General features: G+C 70.0%; 23 protein-coding genes and 1 pseudogene. 12 read left to right on the top strand and 12 right to left on the bottom strand.

What is annotated here, in order from left to right:
* Nucleotides 1-55: 55 nt before the first annotated feature.
* A complete protein-coding gene (locus NW895_RS30135; RefSeq protein WP_289939511.1) occupies nt 56-781 on the top strand; it encodes a response regulator transcription factor in 726 nt (241 codons plus the stop codon).
* Complete coding sequence (locus NW895_RS30140; protein WP_289939513.1) at nt 771-1,883, top strand: HAMP domain-containing sensor histidine kinase; 1,113 nt, start codon at nt 771-773, stop codon at nt 1,881-1,883. Before NW895_RS30135 ends, NW895_RS30140 begins: the two co-directional genes overlap by 11 nt.
* A 1,144-nt stretch (nt 1,884-3,027) precedes the next feature.
* Here NW895_RS30140 and NW895_RS30150 read toward each other — a convergent pair.
* From NW895_RS30150 to NW895_RS30160, 3 genes are all read right to left on the bottom strand, one after another.
* On the bottom strand, nt 3,028-3,657 hold the full coding sequence (locus NW895_RS30150) for a hypothetical protein (RefSeq protein ID WP_289939514.1): 630 nt from the start codon (nt 3,655-3,657) through the stop codon (nt 3,028-3,030).
* Nucleotides 3,658-3,754: 97 nt separating this feature from the next.
* Nucleotides 3,755-4,159 carry a hypothetical protein gene (locus NW895_RS30155; protein ID WP_289939515.1) on the bottom strand — a complete coding sequence of 135 codons (405 nt, stop codon included), beginning with the start codon at nt 4,157-4,159 and terminating at the stop codon, nt 3,755-3,757.
* Nucleotides 4,156-5,301 carry a molybdopterin-dependent oxidoreductase gene (locus NW895_RS30160; RefSeq protein WP_289939516.1) on the bottom strand — a complete coding sequence of 382 codons (1,146 nt, stop codon included), beginning with the start codon at nt 5,299-5,301 and terminating at the stop codon, nt 4,156-4,158. Before NW895_RS30160 ends, NW895_RS30155 begins: the two co-directional genes overlap by 4 nt.
* A gap of 263 nt (nt 5,302-5,564) precedes the next feature.
* Here NW895_RS30160 and NW895_RS30165 point away from each other — a divergent pair, with 263 nt between their 5' ends.
* Both NW895_RS30165 and NW895_RS30170 read left to right on the top strand, forming a co-directional pair.
* Complete coding sequence (locus tag NW895_RS30165; RefSeq protein ID WP_289939517.1) at nt 5,565-7,055, top strand: DUF1996 domain-containing protein; 1,491 nt, start codon at nt 5,565-5,567, stop codon at nt 7,053-7,055.
* A gap of 189 nt (nt 7,056-7,244) precedes the next feature.
* A complete protein-coding gene (locus NW895_RS30170) occupies nt 7,245-7,814 on the top strand; it encodes an SMI1/KNR4 family protein (protein WP_289939518.1) in 570 nt (189 codons plus the stop codon).
* Between the two features lie 79 nt (nt 7,815-7,893).
* On the opposite strand, the gene NW895_RS30175 is transcribed toward NW895_RS30170, so the two are convergent.
* On the bottom strand, nt 7,894-8,811 hold the full coding sequence (locus tag NW895_RS30175) for a hypothetical protein (RefSeq protein WP_289939519.1): 918 nt from the start codon (nt 8,809-8,811) through the stop codon (nt 7,894-7,896).
* Nucleotides 8,808-9,227 carry a peptidase inhibitor family I36 protein gene (locus NW895_RS30180; protein ID WP_289939520.1) on the bottom strand — a complete coding sequence of 140 codons (420 nt, stop codon included), beginning with the start codon at nt 9,225-9,227 and terminating at the stop codon, nt 8,808-8,810. Before NW895_RS30180 ends, NW895_RS30175 begins: the two co-directional genes overlap by 4 nt.
* A gap of 553 nt (nt 9,228-9,780) precedes the next feature.
* Here NW895_RS30180 and NW895_RS30185 point away from each other — a divergent pair.
* Complete coding sequence (locus NW895_RS30185) at nt 9,781-10,557, top strand: winged helix-turn-helix domain-containing protein (RefSeq protein ID WP_289939522.1); 777 nt, start codon at nt 9,781-9,783, stop codon at nt 10,555-10,557.
* Here the strand turns inward: NW895_RS30185 and NW895_RS30190 are convergent.
* Together NW895_RS30190 and NW895_RS30195 are read right to left on the bottom strand one after the other, a co-directional pair.
* Nucleotides 10,552-10,950: a hypothetical protein gene (locus NW895_RS30190; protein ID WP_289939523.1), complete on the bottom strand. Its 399-nt coding sequence runs from the start codon at nt 10,948-10,950 to the stop codon at nt 10,552-10,554. The two genes, NW895_RS30185 and NW895_RS30190, sit on opposite strands and share 6 nt — an antisense overlap.
* Nucleotides 10,947-12,317, bottom strand: coding sequence for an MBL fold metallo-hydrolase (locus tag NW895_RS30195; protein ID WP_289939524.1), 1,371 nt, complete (start codon nt 12,315-12,317; stop codon nt 10,947-10,949). Before NW895_RS30195 ends, NW895_RS30190 begins: the two co-directional genes overlap by 4 nt.
* Nucleotides 12,318-12,412: 95 nt before the next feature.
* Between NW895_RS30195 and NW895_RS30200 the strand changes: the two genes are divergently transcribed.
* The 3 genes from NW895_RS30200 (at nt 12,413) to NW895_RS30210 (ending at nt 15,159) form a co-directional block, all read left to right on the top strand.
* Nucleotides 12,413-13,090, top strand: a complete 678-nt coding sequence (locus NW895_RS30200) for a metalloregulator ArsR/SmtB family transcription factor (RefSeq protein ID WP_289939525.1) — start codon at nt 12,413-12,415, stop codon at nt 13,088-13,090.
* Nucleotides 13,091-13,461: 371 nt separating this feature from the next.
* Complete coding sequence (locus NW895_RS30205) at nt 13,462-14,130, top strand: class I SAM-dependent methyltransferase (protein WP_289939526.1); 669 nt, start codon at nt 13,462-13,464, stop codon at nt 14,128-14,130.
* Nucleotides 14,131-14,187: 57 nt separating this feature from the next.
* Entirely contained in the window at nt 14,188-15,159 is a 972-nt protein-coding gene (locus NW895_RS30210) for a cyclase family protein (RefSeq protein ID WP_289939527.1), read from the top strand.
* A 185-nt stretch (nt 15,160-15,344) separates the two neighbouring features.
* On the opposite strand, the gene NW895_RS30215 is transcribed toward NW895_RS30210, so the two are convergent.
* The 4 genes from NW895_RS30215 to NW895_RS30230 all read right to left on the bottom strand — a co-directional run bounded on the left by NW895_RS30215 (nt 15,345) and on the right by NW895_RS30230 (nt 19,239).
* Complete coding sequence (locus NW895_RS30215) at nt 15,345-16,490, bottom strand: DUF6596 domain-containing protein (protein WP_289939563.1); 1,146 nt, start codon at nt 16,488-16,490, stop codon at nt 15,345-15,347.
* Between the two features lie 8 nt (nt 16,491-16,498).
* Nucleotides 16,499-16,906, bottom strand: a complete 408-nt coding sequence (locus tag NW895_RS30220; protein WP_289939528.1) for a YciI family protein — start codon at nt 16,904-16,906, stop codon at nt 16,499-16,501.
* Nucleotides 16,907-17,078: 172 nt separating this feature from the next.
* Nucleotides 17,079-18,077 carry an aldo/keto reductase family protein gene (locus tag NW895_RS30225; protein ID WP_289939530.1) on the bottom strand — a complete coding sequence of 333 codons (999 nt, stop codon included), beginning with the start codon at nt 18,075-18,077 and terminating at the stop codon, nt 17,079-17,081.
* Nucleotides 18,078-18,309: 232 nt separating this feature from the next.
* Nucleotides 18,310-19,239, bottom strand: coding sequence for a DNA alkylation repair protein (locus NW895_RS30230; protein ID WP_289939532.1), 930 nt, complete (start codon nt 19,237-19,239; stop codon nt 18,310-18,312).
* Nucleotides 19,240-19,382: 143 nt separating this feature from the next.
* Between NW895_RS30230 and NW895_RS30235 the strand changes: the two genes are divergently transcribed.
* Together NW895_RS30235 and NW895_RS30240 are read left to right on the top strand one after the other, a co-directional pair.
* Nucleotides 19,383-19,751 (top strand): MerR family transcriptional regulator, encoded by a 369-nt coding sequence (locus NW895_RS30235; RefSeq protein ID WP_289939534.1) that lies wholly within the window; start codon nt 19,383-19,385, stop codon nt 19,749-19,751.
* Between the two features lie 47 nt (nt 19,752-19,798).
* On the top strand, nt 19,799-20,815 hold the full coding sequence (locus tag NW895_RS30240) for an NADPH:quinone oxidoreductase family protein (RefSeq protein ID WP_289939536.1): 1,017 nt from the start codon (nt 19,799-19,801) through the stop codon (nt 20,813-20,815).
* 45 nt (nt 20,816-20,860) lie between these two features.
* On the opposite strand, the gene NW895_RS30245 is transcribed toward NW895_RS30240, so the two are convergent.
* Nucleotides 20,861-21,484 carry a TetR/AcrR family transcriptional regulator gene (locus tag NW895_RS30245; protein WP_289939537.1) on the bottom strand — a complete coding sequence of 208 codons (624 nt, stop codon included), beginning with the start codon at nt 21,482-21,484 and terminating at the stop codon, nt 20,861-20,863.
* Nucleotides 21,485-21,554: 70 nt separating this feature from the next.
* On the opposite strand from NW895_RS30245, the gene NW895_RS30250 reads away from it, so the two are divergent.
* Both NW895_RS30250 and NW895_RS30255 read left to right on the top strand, forming a co-directional pair.
* On the top strand, nt 21,555-21,980 hold the full coding sequence (locus tag NW895_RS30250; protein WP_289939540.1) for a hypothetical protein: 426 nt from the start codon (nt 21,555-21,557) through the stop codon (nt 21,978-21,980).
* A 294-nt stretch (nt 21,981-22,274) separates the two neighbouring features.
* A pseudogene (locus NW895_RS30255) lies at nt 22,275-22,455 on the top strand (AraC family transcriptional regulator); the annotation flags it as partial.
* Nucleotides 22,456-22,680 lie beyond the last annotated feature (225 nt).

The following is a 22,680-nucleotide window of genomic DNA, read 5'->3' on the forward strand; positions in this document are numbered from 1 at the left end:
TGACGTCGCTCACTGCTTCCCCCTGCGGCGGGGTCCGGATGTGAGACTCAGCGGTGTGAAACGCGTACTCGTCGTGGACGACGACCCGACCGTCTCCGAGGTCGTCGCCGGATATCTGGACCGGGCGGGCTTCGCCGTCGACCTGGCCGCCGACGGCCCCACCGCCGTGGCCCGGGCCTGCGCCCAACCACCCGACCTGGTGGTGCTGGACCTGATGCTGCCCGGCATGGACGGGCTGGAGGTCTGCCGCCGCATCCGTACGGCCGGACCACTCCCGGTGATCATGCTGACCGCACGCGGTGACGAGGAGGACCGCATCCTCGGCCTGGAGGTCGGCGCGGACGACTACGTCACCAAGCCGTTCAGCCCCCGGGAACTGGTGTTGCGGGTGGAGTCCGTGCTGCGCCGGGCCGGTGCGCCCGCGGCCCCGCGGGTCGAGACGGCTCAGCCATGGCTGAGGGCGGGCCCGCTGGCCCTGGACCCCACCGCCCGGCGCGCCACCCGCAACGGCACCGAACTGGGTCTCACCATCCGGGAGTTCGACCTGCTGGAGTTCTTCATGCGGCACCCCGGGCAGGCCACAAGCCGGGAGCAGTTGATGCAGCGGGTCTGGGGCTGGGAGTTCGGCGACCTGTCGACCGTCACCGTGCACGTGCGGCGGCTGCGCGAGAAGGTCGAGGACGATCCGGCCCATCCTCGTCTGATCAGCACGGTGTGGGGGATCGGCTACCGCTTCGACCTTCCCGGTTCGCAGGAAGCCGAGGTCGACGATGGTCGGTGACACTCTTCTCATCGCGCTCTACGCGGCGATCGGCGCAACCGGCGCCGGCCTGTTGGGCGCATTGGCCCTGCGGGCGCTGCGGAAGCGGTCCGTCGCCGTGTCGCTGGCCGTGGTCGCCGCCGTCACCGTGGCGGCGATGCTCGCCGGCACCATGCTCGTGTCGTGGGCGATGTTCCTGTCCGACCACGACCTGTGGGTCGTGACGATGGTGTGCTCCATGGCCGCGGTCGTCTCGCTCGTCGTGGCACTCCTGCTGGGCCGCAGTGTCGTGAAGGGGAGCCGGGAGCTGGCCGAGGCCACCCGTGCCCTCGGGGAGGACGGCAGTTTCACTCCGCCTGCCGTCGCGCCCACTGCCGAACTCGCCGAACTGAGCCGCCAGCTGGCCGCGACCAGTGCCAGGCTCGCCGCCTCCCGGGAACGGGAGCAGGCCCTGGAAGCCTCTCGCCGGGAACTGGTCGCCTGGATCTCCCACGATCTGCGCACCCCGCTGGCCGGCCTGCAGGCGATGGCCGAGGCCCTCGAAGACGGCATGGTCGACGATCCCCGCGTCTATCACACCCGCATCCGCGCGGAGGTCGGGCGCATGAGCGCCATGGTCAGCGACCTGTTCGAACTCTCCCGCATCCAGGCCGGCGTGCTCGCTCTGTCCCCGGCCCGGATGTCGGTGTACGACCTCGTCGGCGATGCCATCGCCGGTGTCGACGCCCTGGCCAGGGAACACGGGGTACGGCTCGTGGGCGACGGCGTCGAGCCCGTGCCGGTGGAGGTCGACGGCCGCGAGATGTCCCGTGTCCTCGCCAACCTTCTGGTCAACGCGATCCGCCGCACGCCCGCCGACGGCACGGTCGCTGTCTCGGCCCGCCGTGAGGCCGACCGGGTCGTGCTCTCGGTGACCGACGGCTGCGGCGGGATCTCTCCGGAGGACCTGCCCCGAGTCTTCGACACCGGCTGGCGCGGCACCGACGCCCGTACCCCTCCGGCCGGCGCGGGGCTCGGCCTGGCCATCGTGCGCGGCATCGTGGAGGCCCACCAGGGACGCGCGGCGGTGCACAACGTGCCGGGCGGCTGCCGGTTCGAGGTGCACCTGCCCGCCGTGGTCTGAGGAGCCGAGGAAACAGGGCAGGACCGACCGGGGAAACCGGCCGGTCCTGCGCGTCACAGGAGTACCCGACGAACTCACCCGCCCGCAGAGGCGCCGCGGCGAACTCCGCCCCACCTTCAGGGAAGAAGACCTGCGGCTTCCAGCCCGGTGCATCGCCAGCCACTGCGAGGAGGCGGAGGGAACTCCGGGCTGTCCAGCCGTCCGCGCCAGGCGCACACCTCGGCCAGAGCTCCCCGCCGTGCGGCGCCGACAGCAGGCCGGGCGGGCAGGTACGCGCGGACGGAGACGGGCAGACTCAGGGCGGCTCGCAGACGCGGGACGACTCACGGGCTCAGGACGACTCACGGGCTCAGGACGACGAAGAGTTCCTGCGATCCGTCCGTCGTACCGCCGAGGCGGCACGGACACCGCGTTCCGCCACGACCACCCGCCGCGCGGGCCCGCGCCGGCCTTGTCGACCTTGTGCGGGGAGATGGGGGGCCGGACGTCGCCGAGCCGGTGCTCGCCCGTGGCGACAGGCGGCGGTCCGCCGTACGCCTCGGCCGGCGCGGCGGCCATCTCCCCCACCGTCGGTGGGCCTCCGCTGCCGACGTCGTACGCCCGCAAGCCGCCCTCCGGGAGGCCGTCCGTGCCACCCAGCGCCGCGCGGGGTGCTGCGCCGCCATGCCCCGCGCCTCGATCTGCTCGACGGCGGCCCGCAGCAACTCCTCCCGCCTGTCCTTCAGCTGCACCTTGTTCTCGAAGCCGGTGCAGCTCCAGGGCTTCACCGTCCGCGGCAGCTCGGGCGCCAGGCCCAGCAGCTCCGGAACCAGGTGCGCCGAGCGCGGCCCTGCCGTACACGAACCCTCCCCCACCAGGCCGGCGGCCGGCGACTCACCACAGTGCGGGCACGGAGGGCGGGCACGGAGGCTCGAAACCTTCCGCCTCCGGGTCCGCCCCCGGCGCGGTCCGGGCCGTAAGGCCCATGTCAGTGGCACTCTTGGCGTCCCTCGCGGCCATGCCGGCGGGAGCACGGCGGTGCCTGCGTCGTTGCGGCCCACGTAGTCCGGGGCACCAGCGACGTCATGCCCGCTCGTCCGTCCCCGTCGGGGCCGGGCGAGCCGTGCGGTGCGCCGCGGGCAGCGGCGCGTCGAGGCCGCGAACGTCATGGCCGGCGCCCATGGGGGCGGTGACGAGATGCGAGCCATCCCGTCGCGGGGCGGGACGCCGCCATGACCAGCAGCGCGAAGGCCACGGCGAAGCCGAGCATCGTGAACACGCCCTCGGGCCAGAAGATGTGGCTGTCGACGAACGACCAGCAAGCGGCGAACAGGACAGCGGCACCCGGCAGTACCCGTGGGCCATGCCGCCGCCAGAGCACCGCGCACGTGGCGAGTGAGGCCACGGCCAGCCCGTACACCCCGGTCCGGCCCAGCTCGTCTCCGGTGGCGAACAACCGCCCGGCCGCCCCGTGGACACCGTGGTCCACCACGGTGCCGGCGGAGATGCCGGCCACCGCGTCCAGGCCGGAGTAGTACGCGGCGAAACAGAGACATCCGGCCCAGGCGAGCACCGTCAACGCCCCCTCCGCGTCGGGACGTGGCCTGCCCCACAAAGGGACCAGCAATCCGAGCACGAGGAGCGGGAAGACGGGCAGCAGAACGATGTGCAGCCCGGCCCAGTGGCCGGCCGTCGCCGCCGTCAGGTGCTGGGGATGGATCAGCCCCGCGGCGGCCAGCAGCAGCGGAGCGGCAGTCACCAGGGCCACCGTGGGCAGGGTACGGAAGGATCGCATCCGGTCACGCTAGGCAGCCGTCGACTGGTCCGATGCTCCCGTCCGCGACGCGTAAGACACCCGTAAGACTGCTCGTCCGTCGGCCGGCGGAAAGGCATCACGCATCAGGCCGTCGACCTCCGCTTCCGAGCACCCGCACGGCCGACCGAATCGCCGTCACCGTGGCAGCCGCCACCAGTGCGATCAGCCAGTTGCGCGGATAATCCAGCGGCAGCACCGACGAGTTGGCCGTCTTGCCCGGCCGTAGGAGCACGGGCAGCGCCACCGCCGTCAGCGCGCCCACGACCAGGAGGGCCCCGCGAACCAGCCCGCGCGCACCGCCACGCACCAGCAGCAGCCCGGCCAACAGCACCACCGGGGCGATCACCACGTCGTGCAGGACGACCGCCCCGCCCAGCCACACCAGCACGGCCGACAGGTCGCGGACATCCATCAGCAGGAACACGCCGACGCCCATGAACGCCACACCGACCGCACCCGATGTCACCCGCAGCGCCCTCATGCCAGCACCTCAAGTCGGCCGACCCACTTGGTCTGCAGCACACCCGGCCGATTGGGGGCTATGAGCCGCGCCGGATAGCCGTGATCGGGGTCGAGTTCCTCTCCGTTCAGCCGCAGGGCCAGCAGCGTCAGCGGGTCCCGGGCGTGGTGAGGCCCCATCTCCGACACCCGGTAGCCGCCCCTCAGCTGCAACGACACCACCCGCACACGCGCATGCGCCGGTGCGCCCGCCCGCTCCAGCAGGTCCACGACGCGCACGCCGGTCCAGCGCGCCGACTTGCTCCAGCCCTCCACGCACGCGATCGGCAGCTCCGCCTCGTGCTGCGGCAGAGCGCGCAGCTCATCCAGCGTCAGGGTGTACGCCTGCGGGCCGGTCACCACCAGGCGGTAGTTCCCGGCGCCGATCCGGCCGACTCCGGCCGCGGCGGCGGTCCGGTTGACCGGCAGGGACTGCGGTCCGTGGTCCGGGTGACGGGGCGCGAACAGGAGGAGGTCCTTGAGCGGGGTGACCGACTGCCCCACGGTGGTGAGCGTGACGGCCCCGACGGCCGCGCCCACCGCGGCCAGCAGCGACCGCCGGTCGGCGCCGTCCTGCACGGGCAAGGCGAGCGTCCCCGGGGCCCGACGGGTCCAGTGCGCCCTGATCACCGGCGCCTTGACGGCGATGTGCAGCACCAGTGCCCCGATGACCAGCCATGCCACCGCATAGTGCACCGGCACGAACGAGAACGGCCACGGGTACCACTGGGCGATGTTGAGCAGCCCGGTCGCCAACTCGAAGACGGCGCCCGCCACCAGCACCCCGACCGACAGGCGCTCCAGGGCATGCTTGACCGACCGCACCGGCGGCCACTCGAACAACCGTGGATAGACCGTCCACAGCTTCGCCAGCAGCAACGGGACCGCCGCGATACCAGAGGCGACATGAAGTCCCTGGGTGAGTCGATACCCCCAGGCCGGGCGGCTCGGAACGCTGTTGGCCAGCCAGCCCGGCGGATGCTGCATCAAGTGACTGACCAGCCCGGTGAGGAAGCACACTGCCAACGCCGGCCCCAACCAGCGGCCGATCGAGGTAGCCGTACGGGCATCATGCAATCCGCCCCGGAACACCGGCCGGGAGACACGCAGTTTCATGTCGTCCATCCCACTCGGCGCTTGGCCCTGGAGGAACAATCGAACTCTTACGGAACAGGGACATTCGGTCGGCACGAGCCGGAGACGTCGACCGCCCTGCGCTCCAAGTTCTTACGGAGGCATGACACGGCACCGAAGTTCCGCCCTCGCGCTCGTCCCTCCAGCAACCCTGATCACTGCCGGCCGTCGTCACACCTGACATCCGCTGCATCACGGCGGTGTGATCCGAAGCCCGGCCGATCCCCACTTATTCAGGAACTCGGAGGAGCCCCATGCGACGCAACACGCGCAGGCGATCGAAGACCACACATCGGGCCATCGCCGCGGCGGCCGGTCTGGCTCTGGGAGCAGGCGGGCTGATAGCGGTCAACGTGTACGCCTCCGCCCACGAGAGCGGAAGCGGCAATTCGACGAAACGTGCACCCCAGGGGCAGACGGATCGAGCCCTGGCGGCCGGTGCCGCCACCATCAGCTGCCCGGACGTCGGGGCCAGGCTGACCTCGGTCCCCGACCCGGCCAGGGCGCAGGTCGACAAAGAGCTCGCGGCCCTCGACAAGCAGGTGGCCGAGGCATATCAGCGGCTGCGGAGCTCGGCCGGGGCGATCCAGCAGGACAGCAACTTCGCCGACAACGCGATCATGGGCCCACTGAAGGACAAGCGCGTCGCGACCATCGACCGGATCGCGATCGCCATCGGCAGGTCGGGCACCAAGCCGCAGGGCCTTGAATCCCTGGCTCCCTGTACGCTGCGCGCCACCGGCGACCAACCGGGCGCCGGCCAAGGCCAGAACGGCGGCCAGGAGCAGGGACAGGGCCAGGGCCAGGGCGGCAATGGCGGACAGGGCGGCAACGGTCCCGTGGCCGCCGACTTCGTGGACATCACCACCGTCCAGCCCAATGTGACGAAACCCCGCCAGTCGAGCGGCGCTTCCCGGGGCGTCTTCACCACACGGTGCGGCGTCAACGAGAACAAGCTGTACAACACCGACAACATCATCGTCGCCCCCGGTGTGTCCAACGGCGCACACCACACGCACGACTACGTCGGCAACCAGGACAACGACGCCTTCACCACCAACGAGGAATTCGCCGCCGCCGAAACCAGCTGCCGCAACCAAGGCGACAAGTCCACGTACTACTGGCCGGTGCTCCGCCTGCAGGACGGCACCCAGGAGTTCGACGCCCAGCAGCTCGGCGGCGGCGCAGAGGGCAACACCGGCCGGATCCTGACCGCTTCGCAGGTCACCTTGGACTTCGTCGGCAACCCGCGTGGCAAGGTCGTGGCGATGCCCAAGTTCCTGCGGATCATCACCGGTGACGCCAAGGCGTTCACCAATGGCACGGCGAACGCCAACGCGTCGTGGAGCTGCACCGGTTTCGAGGACCGGCAGCTGACGGACAAGTACCCGGTGTGTCCCGAGGGCAGCAGCCTGGTCCGCACGTCCAGGTTCCAGAGCTGCTGGGACGGCCGGAGCATCGACAGCGCCAACCACCGCTCGCACGTCGCGTTCGCCGACCCCAGGACCGGCAACTGCCCCAACGGCTTCAAGGCCATCCCGCAGCTGGTCCAGCGTCTGGTGTACGACGTGGACGCGCCCAGCCTCGACGACAACGGCAAGTCCAGTCCGTTCTACGCGGTGGACGGATTCCCGGAGCAGATGCACAAGCCGATCACGGACCACGGCGACTTCATCAACGTCTTCGACGAGAGCCTGATGAACCGGATGGTCCAGTGCATCAACACCGGCCGAAAGTGCCAGTAGGCGAGCGGCGCCGCGCCCGTACCCCCGGGGTCCGGGGGTACGGGAGAGGTGGCCGTCGCCGTGATGCTCAAGAACTCAGCGACAGGGGTGCTCGGAGTACCATCCCTGCGAGGTTCTCCGGTCTGCGCTCCGCAACCCCCGCAGTGACGCAGTCGTATGGGGGCATCCGTGCAGAGAGGGCAGAGGGGAATGAGCGTGACGGAGAGCTGGTCCCGCGTGATGAATCTTCTTCGGCAGCACGCCCCGGCCGATCACGCGGATCTGCCTGGGCCCGCTACGGAACTGATGCTCGCGGCCGCCGAGGAACGAATGGGTATCCCCCTCCCTCAGGATCTGCGGGCGTGGCTGCTGCAGAACAATCTGGATCTTCCTGAGGAAGATGTGGACGACGATGTGGCATGTTGCGGTTTCGCCGGGTTCCCGGATGAGGGAAGCTTCTTTCTGGGCATCCGGGCGATGGAGAAGCTCTACGCGAACCACTTCATGCCCGGTGGATTCGCCCCTCCGGACCAGCCGGACAATCCGTTCTGGCGTAATGAGTGGATCCCGTTCCTGTCGGACCAGGACGGCTGGACGGGAAAGTTCATCGACGCGCGGGACGGGCGTGTCGGCAGGTGGTTCGTGGGTGAGGCCACGATCACGGGCGAGTACGAATCGCTGGCTCACTATTTCGACTCCGTGGCGGAGATGCTGACGAAGATCGCCGACGGAAAACATCCGGTCTGTGAGGTCGCCGAAGGGCGACTCGTCTGGTCGTGAAACAAAGGATCCCTTGTCAGTCCCAACTGGATGGCAGTCATCGCCAAAGCCGACGCGGTTGTGGCCCGTCTGAAAACGCTCAGTGGATGTCCCGGACGCGTTTCAGTGCCTCGAAGCGCAGCTTCGCGGCCGCATTGAGGTCCCGTCGTAGGTCCGCACTCAGTTCGAGGACATACCGACGGCCTGCTTGGTCGACCGTTCCGGGCAGATCGGCGGCTTGTGCGCATTCACCGTCGGCGACAGCTATTCGGATTTCCGACCGTCGTGCGGCGTCTTCGTTCTCTGCGACGTCGTAACTGCGGCGGGCAGCGGCACGAGAGCCTTCCATGGAGGTGAAGGAAAATCCTCGGTCTTTCATGCACGACCTCCAGCGCTGCATGGCCTGACGCATAGCCGGGTCGTCAGCGATTCGACCATGTATCGCGTTATACGCTTCCTGCGGCACATAGGAGACTTTGGCCGCGCTTGTGACATCACCGAAAAGGCTGATGCGGCTCTCAGCTATACAGCCGGTCGTGGCGAACGTGAACTCAGGACCAGTGGACAGCCTCAGTGTGGCCCGCCGGTCGGGGTCTCCGGTGAGCGCACGAGCATAATCTGCGCGCTTTGCAGCCGGGAGACCAGGTGGATACTGATCGTCCGATGACGGCCCCGATTCGGAAAATCCATACCCGCGGGCATGCCGGACATTGAGATCCGGCCGCCAGGAGTTGTCCTCATAGGGAGAGAAGTCGGACCGGACCGGATAGTCGAAGCCGCGCCCTGCCATACATCGACGGGTCAGTTCATCCTCCGCCCCAAGCAGTGCGCGCTGGTCGTCTCGATAGGGGTCGGTCCGGAGTGCGAGGCCGACAACTGCATCGCCGAGCACAGGCCCGCCGGGTCGGTTCGGACGGTCTGTCGGCTGCGCTCGCGCGCAGCCGACACCCCCGAAGGCCAGCACGGCAACCGCAACTCCGGCAACGGCACGCTCGGCCATCGGACGCATGTCCGTCACGCCTGTCCGCACCACCAGTCGTTGGAGCTGATGGCGTCGTTCCACGTGCCCCCGCTCGGCTTGGCCCACTGGGTCAGGTTCGCGGCCCGCGTGTCACGATTGATCACCCACGAAGAGCCGCCGTAGTTGGTGTACTGATAGACCACTACCTCGCAGCGCAGGCCCTCGTTCCGAAGAGACGAGGCGCAGTTGTCCCACCTGGAGGTCGTATTGCACCCACCGGTGAAGTCTCCCCAGTCAGGGTTGTTGCCGGACACCTTACCCATTGGGCCCCCGTAATCGACATCGGTCCAGAAGCAGAAGTATCCGCTCTCGTCCGGGCAGTCGGTGACTGCAGCCTGAGCTGTCGGGGCGAGTGTCAAACCGGATAAGAGCAGCACTCCGGTTGCCAACACCGACGTGATGATTCGACGCATGTCTCTTTGTTCCTCTCCGAAATGTGAGTGTGCTGCCGATGCGGCGATCTATCCGCCTGTTCAGCGCCGGCGGGGGGCGAATCCGGCACGTCAGGTCGGCCCGACCCATGCAGCGGCCATGCCCGGCATCGCCCCCACAAGGAATACGGCAACAGCCAGAGCGAGCGCCATTCGCTTGAACACCAGTCTCTCCTCTCCGTACGCCGACCAGCAGGCAGCCGGCACAGCTCGCTTCCCTCCAGCCGATGGATGGCTGTTCAGAACAGGCTGACTGAGCGCATAATCGCGGCACAGACGTTTCATCTGAGAATGAAATGTTCTTCCGCCGCGGCTTGGGGGGACAGTGGCCCGTGTTCACTTCGCGTCCGCAGACATCGGCCGGACCCGGATCGCCCTGCCTGGTCCGCTGGCCGAGGCCCAGCTCAGCCTCTGGACAGCCCAGCAAGCAGGTGAGGCCGCTCTCTTCGACCGCTGGCGTGCACGCACCCGGCGAGCGCTGGCCACCGGGGACTTACCCGCGCTCGTCCGGGGCCTGGCCCTTCCGGGGAAGGGCATGGTGGATCTGTTCACCCTGGTCGGCACCGTCCCGAGGACAGTGGACGCCATCGACACGCTCCTGCGTGGCCCACAGCGCTTGCGAGCAGAGCTGGCCTTGTATTCCCCGCAGCGGCAGGCGTTACTGCCGAAGTGGGTGTTCGGCGCTGCCGACGGCGACGGACTGGCCGCCCGCCGTCTGGCCGCGGCTCTCGACGCCGTGTACCAAGCCACTGTCGCTCCGCATTGGCCGCGCATCCACGCTGTGCTCCAGGCGGAAAGGGCCGCTGCGGCCTCAGTGATGATCACCGGCGGCGTCGATGCCATGCTGGGTTCACTGCATCCGGCAATCCGCTGGGAGCCACCGGTGCTTGAGGTCCCCTACCGGACATGGGTGAACAGCGACAACATCCACCTCGCAGGCCGGGGACTGGTCGTCACCCCTTCTGTGTTCTGCCGGCAACCCCTGCTGTACGCCCCTGAACACGGAGAGCTGATGCTGATCTATCCGGTGGTACGCGATGTCCTGGCGGCAGCGGAAATATTCGGCACCTCCATGCGGGACGAGGCAGTCGCCCATCTGCTGGGGCGCACCCGGGCGGTCGTTCTTGAGGCCACGGAAGCCGGCGCCACGACTGGCCAGATCGCGCGCTCCCTGGGCATTTCACCGGCCAGCGCAAGCCAGCATGCCGCCGTACTTCGGGAGGCCGGATTGGTCTCCTCCCGCCGCCATGGCAAGACCGTCTGCCACTCGCTCACCGCACTGGGCAAGGCGTTGCTCGACGGAACGTCATGACCGATCGGCCGCGCCCATTCCGTCAATGGGTACCGTGCGCGGTGCCTCGCCGTGAGTGCCGTCGGTGATCCAGCGAGCGGCGAGCAGTCCTGAGGCCGCGGTGAGAACGGCGGCGGCGACGAGGAGTTGCTTGCGGCGGAAGCGAGCGGTGAGCGCGCCGGCAGCGAGGTTGGTGAGGGCCTTGGTGACGCCGAAGGCGACGATGAAGGAGAAGACCGCCAGATCGCTGGTCAGGCCGAAGACGTCGGTGCCGATCAGCGGGACGGTGGTGCGTTCCAGTCCGACCAGGGCGCCGACGCAGACGTTGACGATGACGAGCAGGGCGAACTGCAGCCGGTTCTCCCGCAGCCCGAGCCGAACCGGCGTGGGGGCGGCCTTGGGCGTCATGCTCACCCGGCGCTGCCTTCGGCGAGCTGGGTGGCGTGGGCGGCGGCGTACGCGCCGGGGCCGCCGTTCAGCACGGTGAGGCTTGTGTGTCCGGCGCGTTCCAGGACGCTCGCGGCGGTCATGGCGCGCTCGCCGTGTCCGCAGGCGATGATCGCGCCCTGGGGTGCGTCGGCAGTCCGGGTGGCGAGGGATCCGAGTTCCAGGTGCACGGCGCCGGGGACGTGTCCGGCGGCGTACTCGGCTTCCTGCCGCACGTCGAGGTAGGGGGCGGCCGGGGCCTGGTCGGGCGTGACGAACGCTGTGGCCGACGTGGGCAGCCCGGTCTCCCGCCAGGCGGTCATGCCTCCCGTGAGACGGCCCGCCAGACGCTCGTAGCCGATCTTGTATGCCTGCCAGACGATCTCCGACAGGTTCTGGTCCTCGCCGGTGACGAAGACTATGGGGGCCCCATCGGGCAGGAGCCAGCCGAGCCAGGTGGCGAACTGGTCGCGCAGCGGGATGGAGATCGCGCCTGGGATGTGGCCGGCGGCGTAGTCGGCCGCGGGGCGGGCATCGACGACGTGGCCCCCGTCGGCGAGCAGTGCGCTGACCTGCCTGGCGTCGAGGGCGGGCAGGACCGGTGTGGTGGTCAGTACGGCGGGGCCGCGACGGTTGATTTCGGCGAGTCGGTCGAAGTAGGCGGGGTAGGTTCCCAGGCTCGCGGTCAGCCGGCGCACGAAGGTGTCCTCGTCGGGTGCGGCCAGCAGCAGGTTGGACTGCTTCTCGGCGCCGATGGTGGAGGTGCGCTCGGTGCCGGGCGGGGCGGAGCAGAACGAGCCCGCTCCGTGGGTGGGCCACACCGCGGTCTCGTCCGGGAGCCGAGCCAGCCGCTGGAGCGAGCGGTACTGGGCACGGGCCAGTTCCTCGGTGCGTTCGGCGCCCAGGAGGTCGGTGCGGGCGGCGGAGTTCACGATCAACGAACCGCCGGTGAACACGCCCAGTCGGCGGCTGCCGTCCAGGAGCAGGAAGGACAGGTGCTCGTCGGTGTGCCCGGGGGTGGCCAGGGCCCGCAGGGTCAGCCCGCCCAGATCGACCTCCTCACCGTCCGCGAGGCCCCGGTGCTCGAAGGTGCGGCGGCCGGCGGCGGAGGCCAGCACGGTCGCGCCGGTGTCGCGACCGAGCTGGACGGCGCCCGTGAGGAAGTCGGCGTGCAGATGGGTGTCGGCCGCGTAGGCGACGGTCAGGCCGCGCCGGGCAGCGGCGGCGTGCAGTGCGCGCAGGTCCCGGCCGGCGTCCACGGCCAGCGCCCGGCCGTCGCCCAGGTCGACGAGGTAGGCGCTGTTGCCCAGCCCTTCGTCGACCAGTGCCATCAGATGGTCGTCGGCAAAGCCCACGGCGGTCCTCCACGAGAGGTACGAGAGGGGGCGGAGGGGCGTGTGGCCGTCACCCCCTTTCATCTACAATATTCCATGGATTTATGGAGGATGCCATGTCGGAGACCACCGCGACCGGCTCGAAGACGCGGCTGTACGACGCGTTCGCGGCCAGCGGAAAGGCGCTGGCCAGCGGAAAGCGTCTGGAGCTGCTCGATCTGCTGGCCCAGGGCGAGCGAAGCGTCGACGCCCTGGCCAAGGCAGCCGGGCTGAACCTGACGACCGCGTCGGCGCATCTGCAGACGCTGAAGCAGGCCGGGTTCGTGGCGACCCGACGCGAGGGTGTGCGCATCCACTACCGGCTCGCCGGCGACGATGTCGCCCAGCTGTTCGCGTTGCTGCGCAAGGTCGCCGAAAACCACCAGGCAGCCGTGCCCGCCGCCCGCGACGCCTACCTCGGCGACGACGGCGGGGCGGAAGTCACCCGCGAGGAACTGCGGGCCCGGATCGAGATCGGTGACGTCGTCGTGCTCGATGTGCGACCGGTGGAGGAGTACCACGCCGGTCACATCCCCGGTGCGGTCTCCATCCCGGTCGACGAACTGGCCGACAGGATCAACGAACTGCCCGAGGACACCGAGATCGTCGTGTACTGCCGTGGCGAGTACTGCGTCCTGGCCCATGACGCGGTGCGGCTGCTGACCGACCGCGGGCGACGCGCGATCCGGCTGAACGACGGCATGCTCGAATGGCGCCTGTCCCAGCTGCCCGTCGACGCGGCGGAGCTGACGTGACCCGTCCGACCGGCGCCCTCCCGCCGCACCGCGGGCCGGCCGGTGGGCCGGTCTGCCTGGACTGAAGTGCGTCCAGGAGCCCGGTGACGTTGCGGGGCGTGCCCCCCCGCAACCTGGCCAGCGTCCGCTGGGTCATCGGCCCGTCCCGGAACAGGGCCCCCAGGAGGGCGGCGCGTGCTGTGGTCAGGCCGCACCCCGCCATCCTGCGCTGCATCATCGCGCCAAGCACCTCGGCCGGCTCGAAGAGCCGGTCCAGTGAGACGCTGGCAGAAGCGGGCCGCTCAGGCACATCGTGAAGAGACTTCACTATGTAATACCTCCGCATATCAGGGCAGGCCCCACCGGCGCGTCCGCTGAGGGAGACGGTCACCATGCCCCAACCGATCAAGCACCCGGTCTTCGCCCGTTTCTACGCAAGGCTCGCCGGGCCTGCCCTGGAGAAGGCAGGCATCGCCGAACACCGCCGTCGGCTGCTGGCCGGCCTGTCCGGAGAGGTCGTCGAGGTCGGTGCGGGCAACGGGCTGAACTTCCCGCACTACCCGCCCGAAGTGAAGCGCGTTGTCGCCGTCGAGCCGGAGCCGCGCCTTCGCGCCCTGGCCGAACAGCAGGCCCGCAGCGCACCTGTCCCTGTGCAGACGACCGAGGCCCGCGCCGAGCAACTTCCCTTTGCAGACGGCTCCTTCGACGCGGCCGTCGTCTGTCTGACCCTGTGCTCCGTGGCCGACCCGCGAGCGGCCGTCGCCGAGTTCCACCGGGTGCTGCGGCCGGGCGGGCAACTGCGGTTCTTCGAACACGTGCAGGCCGACGGGCCCGCGATGCGGCGTGTCCAGCGCATGCTGGACGCCACCGTCTGGCCGAGGCTGATGGGCGGCTGCCATACCGGCCGCGACACCCAAGCCGTGATCACCGCCGCGGGCTTCGCCCTCATCAGCGTCGACCGGTTCACTTTCCCGGCCACCCGCGTCCCCTCACCGGCCGCCGTTCACATCCTCGGCACCGCTGTACGCACCGACCTGAGAGAGACCACCTCTCGACCGTAGCGCGCCTTCCGGGTCGGCCGACGACACCCTCCGAGCCTTGGAGCGCTGAGCAAGCCCATGACCAGCAGCCCGTACGACCCCCCTTCCTCCCCGTCCGTTCCCGACAACGGTCCGTCCCTCACCCGCGCGGAGTTCGACGCCCTCTTCGAGACCGTGCGCACCTGGGGCCGCTGGGCCCCCGAGCAGGCCGACCGAGGTGCCTGGAACCGGGTCACGCCCGACCACGCGCGCCGCGCCGCCGCGCTCGTCCGCACCGGCGCCACCGTCCCCATGGCCCTGCCCTGGAACACCGTGCCCGGCCCGGACAACGGCAAGCCCGCCCTGCACTACATGTCCGACCTCGGTGACGTCGAGGCTGCCGAACCGTCCTGCCACAAGGACTTCATCGCCGTCGACTACCACGGCAAGGGCGTCAGCCACCTGGACGCGCTCTCCCACATCGCCTACCGCAGGCAGCTCTACGACGGCCGCACCGCGAGCGAGGTGGTCGACGCCGCCGGTGCCCGCTTCGGTTCGGTCGCCGCGCTCGGTCCCCTGGTCACCCGGGGTGTCCTCCTCGACCTCCCGGCCGTCCTGGGCATCGACTGGCTGGAGCCGGGCCGGGCCGTGCACGCCGAGGAAATCGTGGCCGCCGAGAAGGCACTCGGGGTGAGCATCGGCGAGGGCGACGCCGTCCTGCTGCGCTCCGGACACTTCCGGCGCCGCGCCGAGCTGGGCCCCTGGAACCCGGACGCGGCCAGCGCCGGTCTCCACGTGGACGCGATGCCCCTGCTGGCCGAGCGCGGCATCGCACTGCTCGGCGGCGACGGCGACAGCGACGTCCGGCCGTCGCCGGTAGAGGGCCTGCACTCCCCCGTGCACGCGCTCGCCATCACCGCCATGGGCGTGCCGCTGCTGGACAACCTGGACCTCGAAGCGCTCTCCACCGCCTGCGCGGAAGCGGGCCGCCACGAGTTCATGCTGGTCGTCGCGCCGTTGAACGTCCCCGGCGGCACCGGCTCGCCGGTCACCCCGGTGGGGGTGCTGTGATGACCGGTCTGTTCACCGCGCCCGCGGTCACCGAGCGCACCTTCGCGTACCGTGCCCGGCCCGCGCGGCATCCGGGGAGCCGGGCTCGACGTCTTCGAGTCCCCCCCCCCGGCACCGGACCACCCGTTGCTGACTGACCGTCGCGCCTCGCGCCATGTGCTGTGGGGGATTCCGGGCGCGACCTGTCAGCGATCCCGGAGGGCGTTGAGCCGGGCGGCCTGGCGCGTCAGGTGGTCGCGCTCGGCCAGGTTGGGTGCCTTCTGGGCCGCCTCGGCGTACAGCCGTGCCGCCGTCGCCAGGTCGCCGTCACGCTCGTGGAGGTACGCCGCCACCGCGGCGTGGCGGGGCAGTGAGGCGTCCAGCGCCGCGAGCGCCGCCAGCCCGGCGCGTGCTCCGTCGGCCTCACCGACGGCCACTGCGCGGTTGAGCCGGACGACCGGGCTGTCGGTCAGGCGCGCGAGCTCGTCGTACCACTCGACGATCTGCACCCAGTCGGTCTCCCCGGCGGTGGGCGCGTCGGCGTGGAGTGCGGCGATGGCGGCCTGGGCCTGGAACTCGCCCAGCCGGTCGCGGGCGAGGGCCGCCTGCAGGATCTGGACGCCCTCGGCGATCGCTTTCGTGTCCCACCGGCTGCGGTCCTGGTCGGCGAGCGGCACCAGGCTGCCGTCGGGCGCGGTCCGGGCGGCGCGCCGGGCGTGGTGGAGCAGCATGAGGGCGAGCAGCCCCGCCACCTCCGGGTGATCGATCGCGGCGGCGAGCTGCCGGGTGAGCCGGATGGCCTCGGCGGCGAGGTCGACGTCGCCGGAGTAGCCCTCGTTGAAGACGAGGTAGAGGACGCGCAGCACGGTGGCGACGTCGCCGGGCTGGTCGAACCGCACGCCGGCCACGGTGCGCTTGGCCCGGCTGATGCGCTGCGCCATGGTCGCCTCGGGCACGAGGTAGGCCTGGGCGATCTGGCGGGTGGTCAGCCCGCCGACGGCGCGCAGGGTGAGCGCGACCGCGGACGACGGAGTCAGTGACGGGTGGGCGCACAGGAAGTACAGCTGGAGCGTGTCGTCCACCGCGGGCGCGGGCCCGGGTACTGGCTCCTCGTCGACGAGGTCCTCGCGCCGACGGCGGGCGGCGTCCGCCCGGGTCGCGTCGAGGAACTTGCGCCAGGCCACGGTGACCAGCCAGCCCTTGGCATCCCGAGGCGGGTCGGCGGGCCAGACGCGGAGCGCCTCGACGAGCGCGTCCTGCACGGCGTCCTCGGCCGCCGCGAAGTCGGCTCCGCGGCGGACGAGGATACCCAGCACGCTCGGTGTGAGGCTCCTCAGCAGGGCCTCGTCCATCGATGAGGTCACTCCGTGATGGTAGGCGGCGCGGCCAGGAACGGGCGCACCTCAAGCCACTCGTGGATCGGCTTGCCGCCCGCCCCGGGGGCGGCCGACAGTTCCCCGGCCAGCTCGATGGCGCGCTCGTAGCTGTCGACATCGATGATCATCCAGCCGGCGATGAGATCCTTGGTCTCGGCGAACGGTCCGTCGGTGACCGGCGGCCGTCCCTCACCGTCGTAGCGGACCCACGCCCCCTCGGGGGCGAGCGCCTGGCCGTCGACGAACTCACCGGTCTTCTCCAGCCGCGCCGCGAAGTCGTGCATGTACTGCATGTGCGCCGAGATCTCCTCCGGCGTCCACTGGTCCATCGGCACGTCGTTGACCGGAGCCGGAGCGCCGCGGTAGTGCTTGAGCAGCAGGTACTTGGCCATCGTGTATCTCCTCGGTGCTGGCGCGACCCATTGTGGTCGCGTTCACTGCAGGGACGGAGCCAAGCACGGGTTCTCGACATCGCCGTCCAAGATTTTTCGGCTTTCGTGGTTGTGGGCCGTTGGAGACTCCGACGGCGCCGTAGTCCGTCGGCTGTGGTGATCGCGGGCGCGGTCAGCGGTGCCTGATGCCGGGCTGGGCGGCGGGGGCGAGGGTGGGTCCGGTGATGGGGACGTCGCCGAGGGCCCGGTCGACGGCCGTGAGCAGGTCGTCGGACAACTGCACGCCGGAGGCGGCGGCGTTGGCGTGGATCTGTTGGGGGCGGGAGGCACCGGTGATCGCGGAGGCGACTTCGCTGCGCCGTAGGACCCAGGCGAGCGCGAGGGTGGGCATGCTCATCCCCGCCTCCTCGGCGATGGGGACGAGGCGCTGGACCGCTTCCAGGGTGGCGTCGCTGTAGACGAGGTCCTGGGAGACCGCCATGTCGGCGGAGGCGAACCGGCTGCCCTCCGGCACGGGCTGCCCCGGCTTGTACTTGCCGGTCAGCACGCCTTGGGCCAGCGGCGACCAGACGATCTGCGAGATGCCGTTGGCCGCGCACAGGCCGAACACCTCCGCCTCGGGGGCCTGCCACAGCATGGAGTACTGCGGCTGGGAGGCGACGAACAGGTCGGGCCCGGCGATGTCGATCGCTGCCTGGATCTGTTCGGGGGTCCACTCGCTGAAGCCGAGGTAGCGGGCCTTGCCCTGCTCGACGACCTTCTGGAACGCCTCGATGGTGTCCTCGATCGGCACGGTGGGGTCGAAGCGGTGTGCCTGGTAGAGGTCGATGTAGTCGGTCTTCAGGCGCGTGAGGGAGGCGTCGATCTGTCTGGCGATCTGCTGCGGGGACAGGCCCCGGTCGGCCGGGTCGTCCGACATCGGGAAGTAGACCTTGGTGGCCAGGATGTAGGAGTCGCGGGGGTGGGCCGAGAGGATCTCGCCCCAGGCCGTCTCGGCGGCTCCTTGGCCGTAGGCGTTGGCGGTGTCGAAGAAGTTGATGCCGGCCTCGAACGCGGCCTCGGTGCAGGCGCGGGTCGCGTCTGCCTCGATGCCGCCGGCGTAGGTCAGCCATGAGCCGAGGGAGATCTCGGAGACCTCCAGGTCCGAACTGCCGAGTGTGCGGTACCGCATGATTACTCATTTCGGTTGACGTTGATGGTCTCGTGTCCGGTCAGCATCGGCGGGCTGCCGGTTCCAGTGCGGGATTGAGGAAGCTGGTGTCGGCCGGGTTGATGACCGTGCCGGGGGGTGCCCCACGGGCCGATCCAGCGGCCGCGCCCCGCAGACCGGCACGCTTGTGAGGAGTAACGACAGGAACCCCCTACAACGGCGAGGGGCCGGGTTCGGCCCTGCGGTCTTGGTGTCAGGGTGCGTCCGTGCCGACCAGTTCGAAGTCGGCGCGGGCAGACTCGACTCCGTTGATCTGCAGGGAGATCCCGTGCTGTCCGGGGTAGTAGCGGCGGGTCGTGATCGGCCGGAACGAGTGCTTCCGCGCCACCTGGATCCCTTCGCCTGGTGCGAGGGTGCGGGTGGTGAGTTTGAAGGTCTTGCCGCTCTGGCCGCCGTTGGCCTTGCGGTGGTGCACGATGTAGTCGATCACCAGCCGCGCCCGGGCGTCACCGGTGTTGCGGATCGAGGCGGTGAAACGGACGCTGCCGCCGAACGGAACGGTGTGGTGGTCCAGGTGAGGTCCGTCGACCTCAAGTGCCGCGGGGGCGAAGCCGAGCAGGTCCAGCGCTCCGGGGTGGCCGCGCTTGACGAGGGTGCGCAGCCCGTGGCGCACGAGGCGCTCGGTGGCGGTGCCGGGATCCGCCAGCCAGCGGCGGGCGGTGTCGATGACGAGGTCGGGGTGGTCACGGCTGAGGTCGTTGAGGTGGTTGGCGACCGAGCGGCGTACGTACTCGCTCTCGTCCCGGTGGAGGGCGTCCAGGATGGGCAGGCTTGCTCCGGGGCGGACGATGAGGTCTGGCACCCGTACCGCCCAGGGAAGGTAGGGGCGGGTGCCTTCCGAGGCGAGTCTGCGCACGTGGATGCCGGCCGAGCCGGTCCACTTGCCGATGATGCCGAGCGCCCGGCCGAGGTCGTGCCGCAGCAGTGTCCTGATGGCGAACTCCGCAGTGTGACGCCCGGTGAGGTCGGCGAGCAGCGCCATCGCATCGTCGAAGGCGGCGGTGCTGCCTTCCTGGACCGCGCGGGTGGCAAGCGCGCTGGTGACCGGCCAGATCAGCCATCCGGTGAAGTCGGGGGCGTCGCCCCGGGCGGTTGTCGGCGCTGTCGTGGTCGATAGTGGCATGGACGGTACCGGGACTGTAGAGAATGAGCAGGGCACGTGGCGGTCGGCGGGGCTGAGGGCGGCATCGCGGCCGTCGGCCAGGATCGGCGCGCACTCGCACTTCCCTTGGAAGTTCGCGGAGCGCCCGGGCGTTGCTTCCAGGTATGAAGATCAGTGAGGCGTCCAGGATCAGCGGCGTGAGTGCGAGGTCGTTGCGGTACTACGAGGATGAGGGCCTGATCGTCCCCGGTCGTTTCGGCAACGGGTACCGCGACTACTGCCGGTCGACCATCGACCGGGTCCTCGCCATCCGCTCGCTGCTGGAGTCCGGACTGCCCGTGCGGTTGATCAAGGAGGTCCTGCCCCACCTCACGGACGGTCCCGACGATGTCAGCAGGGATGTGGTCTGCGCGGAGTTCCTGCACGAGGTGCAGAGCTATCGCGATCGGCTCGCTGCCCGTATCGCCGATCTCAGCGCTCAGCAGGCGGCACTCGACGCCTACCTGCGCAGGGCCCGCCCCACGGAGGCCTGATCGCCGCTTGACCTTGACGCCAGTGTGAAGCTTCTACGTTCCAGTGCATGGAGATCAACGAGCAGCATCACAGCGCCGAGCAGACGATGCGGGCCCTGGTCCAGCACTCGCACCGCGGGCCGAAGGATCTGAGCCACACGACGGACCGTCGCCGTCCCGCTCCGGGCCCGGGCGAGTATCTGATCCGAGTCGGCGCCGCTGGGGTCAACTTCGCGGACGTCATGCAGACCCGTGGGACCTACGCTGGAGGGCCACAGGCTCCCTACGTGGCAGGCTTCGAAGCGGCCGGCGAGATCGTGGCCGTCGGCCCCGGGGTCGCAAGCCCGCTTGAGCTCGGCACGCACGTCGTCGGAGCCGGCCCGGGTGCCTTCGCGCAGTACATGAAGATGCCGGCCGCGGAGGTGCTGCCGGTCCCGTCCGGCTGGAGCGATGCCCAAGCCCTCGGCCTGGTGCTGAACTGGGCGACCGCTTTGGCGGCACTGAAGCCGCTCGGCGAGGTCAAGAAGGGTGACTCGGTGCTCATCCATGCCGCGGCCGGCGGTGTGGGCCAGGCTGCCGTCCGCCTCGCCCACCACTACGGTGCGCGTGTGATCGCCACGGCGTCACCGTCCAAGCACGACACCGTCAAAGCGCTCGGCGCCGACGCGGTCCTGGACAGCGCCCGCCCCGATCTGGCCGCGGAGATCACCCGCCTGACCGGCGGAGTGGACCTGGTCCTGGAGTCCGTGGGACAGGCCACGTTCGATGTCAGCCTGGCGGTCACCAAACCGTTCACCGGCCGCGTCGTCGTTTTCGGTGCCGCCTCCGGCGACGCCGGCGTGACCACACACGACCTGGTCTTCACTCACCAGATCCAGATCAAGGGGCTGCACATCGGCGCGCTGGCGGCCGCAGCCCCGTCCATCTATGGCGAACTGCTCACCGAACTCGGGGCACTCATCTCCGACGGCGTGTACCCGCCCGGCACCCCCGAGGTCCATCCCCTGGCCGAAGGACCAGCCGTGCTGCAGGAGCTCGAAGCGGGTCGGACCCGTGGCAAGCATGCCCTCGATCCGTGGCTGTAGGAGACGAGCCGCAACCCCGACGACTGCGTTCGCGGCGCCACACCATCAGGAAGCGTCCGCATCACGATCGATGAGGGACATGTCGGATGCCAGGGAGCGGGCGGCGTCGGCGAAGTACTGCTCGTCGGCACCGTCGGCGAGACCGAGGATGACGCCCTGGCTGAGGCCGACGAACAGTGCCCTGAGTGTGGTGACCAGGCGTTGGGCCTGGTGGGGCGTGACGACGCCGCCGTTGTGCGATCTTCCGGTGAACAGCGCGACCAGGTGGGCCTCCTGCGCTCGGATGGAGGCGGCGAGCTGGGACCCCAGGTCTGGGTCGTGCAGGGCCATGTCCAGCAAGGTGATCTGGAGTGACAGACCGGACCGTGCGTCGGAGGCGTCGCAACTGCGCCGGTAGTACCGGGCAAAGGCGTCGACCGCTTCCAGCAGATCAAGTCCAGCGGGAACCGCCTGCTCGATCTCTTCGTAGTGCGGTCGCAGGTAGTCGGCGACCAGGGCGACCACCAGGCCGTTCTTGCTTCCGAACAGTGAGTAGATGGCGCCGGTGGTCAGGTCGGCCCGCTCGGCGATCTCCTCAAGCTTGGCCTGGTACCCGTCTCGGGAAACGACTTGGAACGCGGCGTCCAGCAAGGCGCGGCGGTTGCGCTCCCTGGCCTCCGCTCTCGTCATTCTCATAATTTCATTATTACCGTAATCTCATTACGGAACCAGCCAGGACGAGCTTCCGGGAGGACCGCACATGGCCCAAGTCGTGCCGCCGTCGGTGACACGCCGGACGGTGGGGATCATCGCCGACGGCGTCTTCAAGGTGTTACTCGCTGGTGTCTACCTTGCCGGCGCCGCCCCACTCGGCCGTCTGCTCGGCGTGCCCGCCTGGCTGATGGTGCTCTCCGGTGCGGCTCTGCTGATCGGTGGCGGGGTCGAGGTCAGCTATGTGCGCAGACGACCGATGCGCACGTACACGTGGCTCATGGTTGCCTACGACACCGGCTGGGTGTCGACGGCGCTTGCCGGCCTCCTGATGGCTTGGCAGGGCAGCAGCGCTGGGGGTGAGGTGTGGATCGGGTACCAGACAGCAGCCCCTCTCGTGCTCGCCGCACTGCTGGTCGCCGCCGCTCCCTCGCAGCCGGCCTCGGGCACGCGCGCGAAGAGCCCCGCCGGCTGACGGGGGGAACCGGCGGCGCCGTCAGCAGCCTGAGCAGCCGTGTCCGGCCCACGCCCAGCCGCCGTCGCTCGCGGTGCTGCACGCCTCCGCTCGAACTGGAGCGCCTCCGCGCTGTGCGGCCGACGCCGCATTCATCGGCGACCTGCTCGTTGCCGGCGGCAAACACTCGCTCTTGGTGGTGAGGCGGAGGAGGGCGCGGCTGAGCCCCGCGGGCAGGGCGGAGATCAGGCGGGCGCCCTGGGCCAGAATGTTCCCCTCGGTCGGCTCAACCAGCATGGGACGGTGCGGACTTTCATGCGCGGTGCGGCTGTGTGGGGGCGTCGCGTGCCCGCAGCGGCCCAGCAGGGCGGCCGGTCTCACCATGGCAAGGGTTCCGTGTCCGTGACCTGGCCCCTCTGCGGATGGCCCGCACTCGGCCGTAACGCTGCTCCTGGAGTTCGGCGCCGACTCGCCCGTCCTTGACTGTGCTGCCGGGCCGGCACCAGCGCTTCTCGCCCGCGGAGGCGGGGCGCAGGTGAACCCGGAGGTGGCCTGAACTTGGCACCGGATCGTCAACGGAGAGCTCTTTCCCGCCGTTGACGACATCGCATGGCCCAACCGCGAGACACCCGCCAAGCCCCACGTGGTGGGTTCGGCGAGCGGGAACCCGCCCTGCGGCCTCGTTCAAGACCTGCGTCGATCCCCGGCTCTCCGACTACAG

Source organism: Streptomyces sp. S.PNR 29, assembly GCF_030386795.1.
GTDB lineage: Bacteria > Actinomycetota > Actinomycetes > Streptomycetales > Streptomycetaceae > Streptomyces.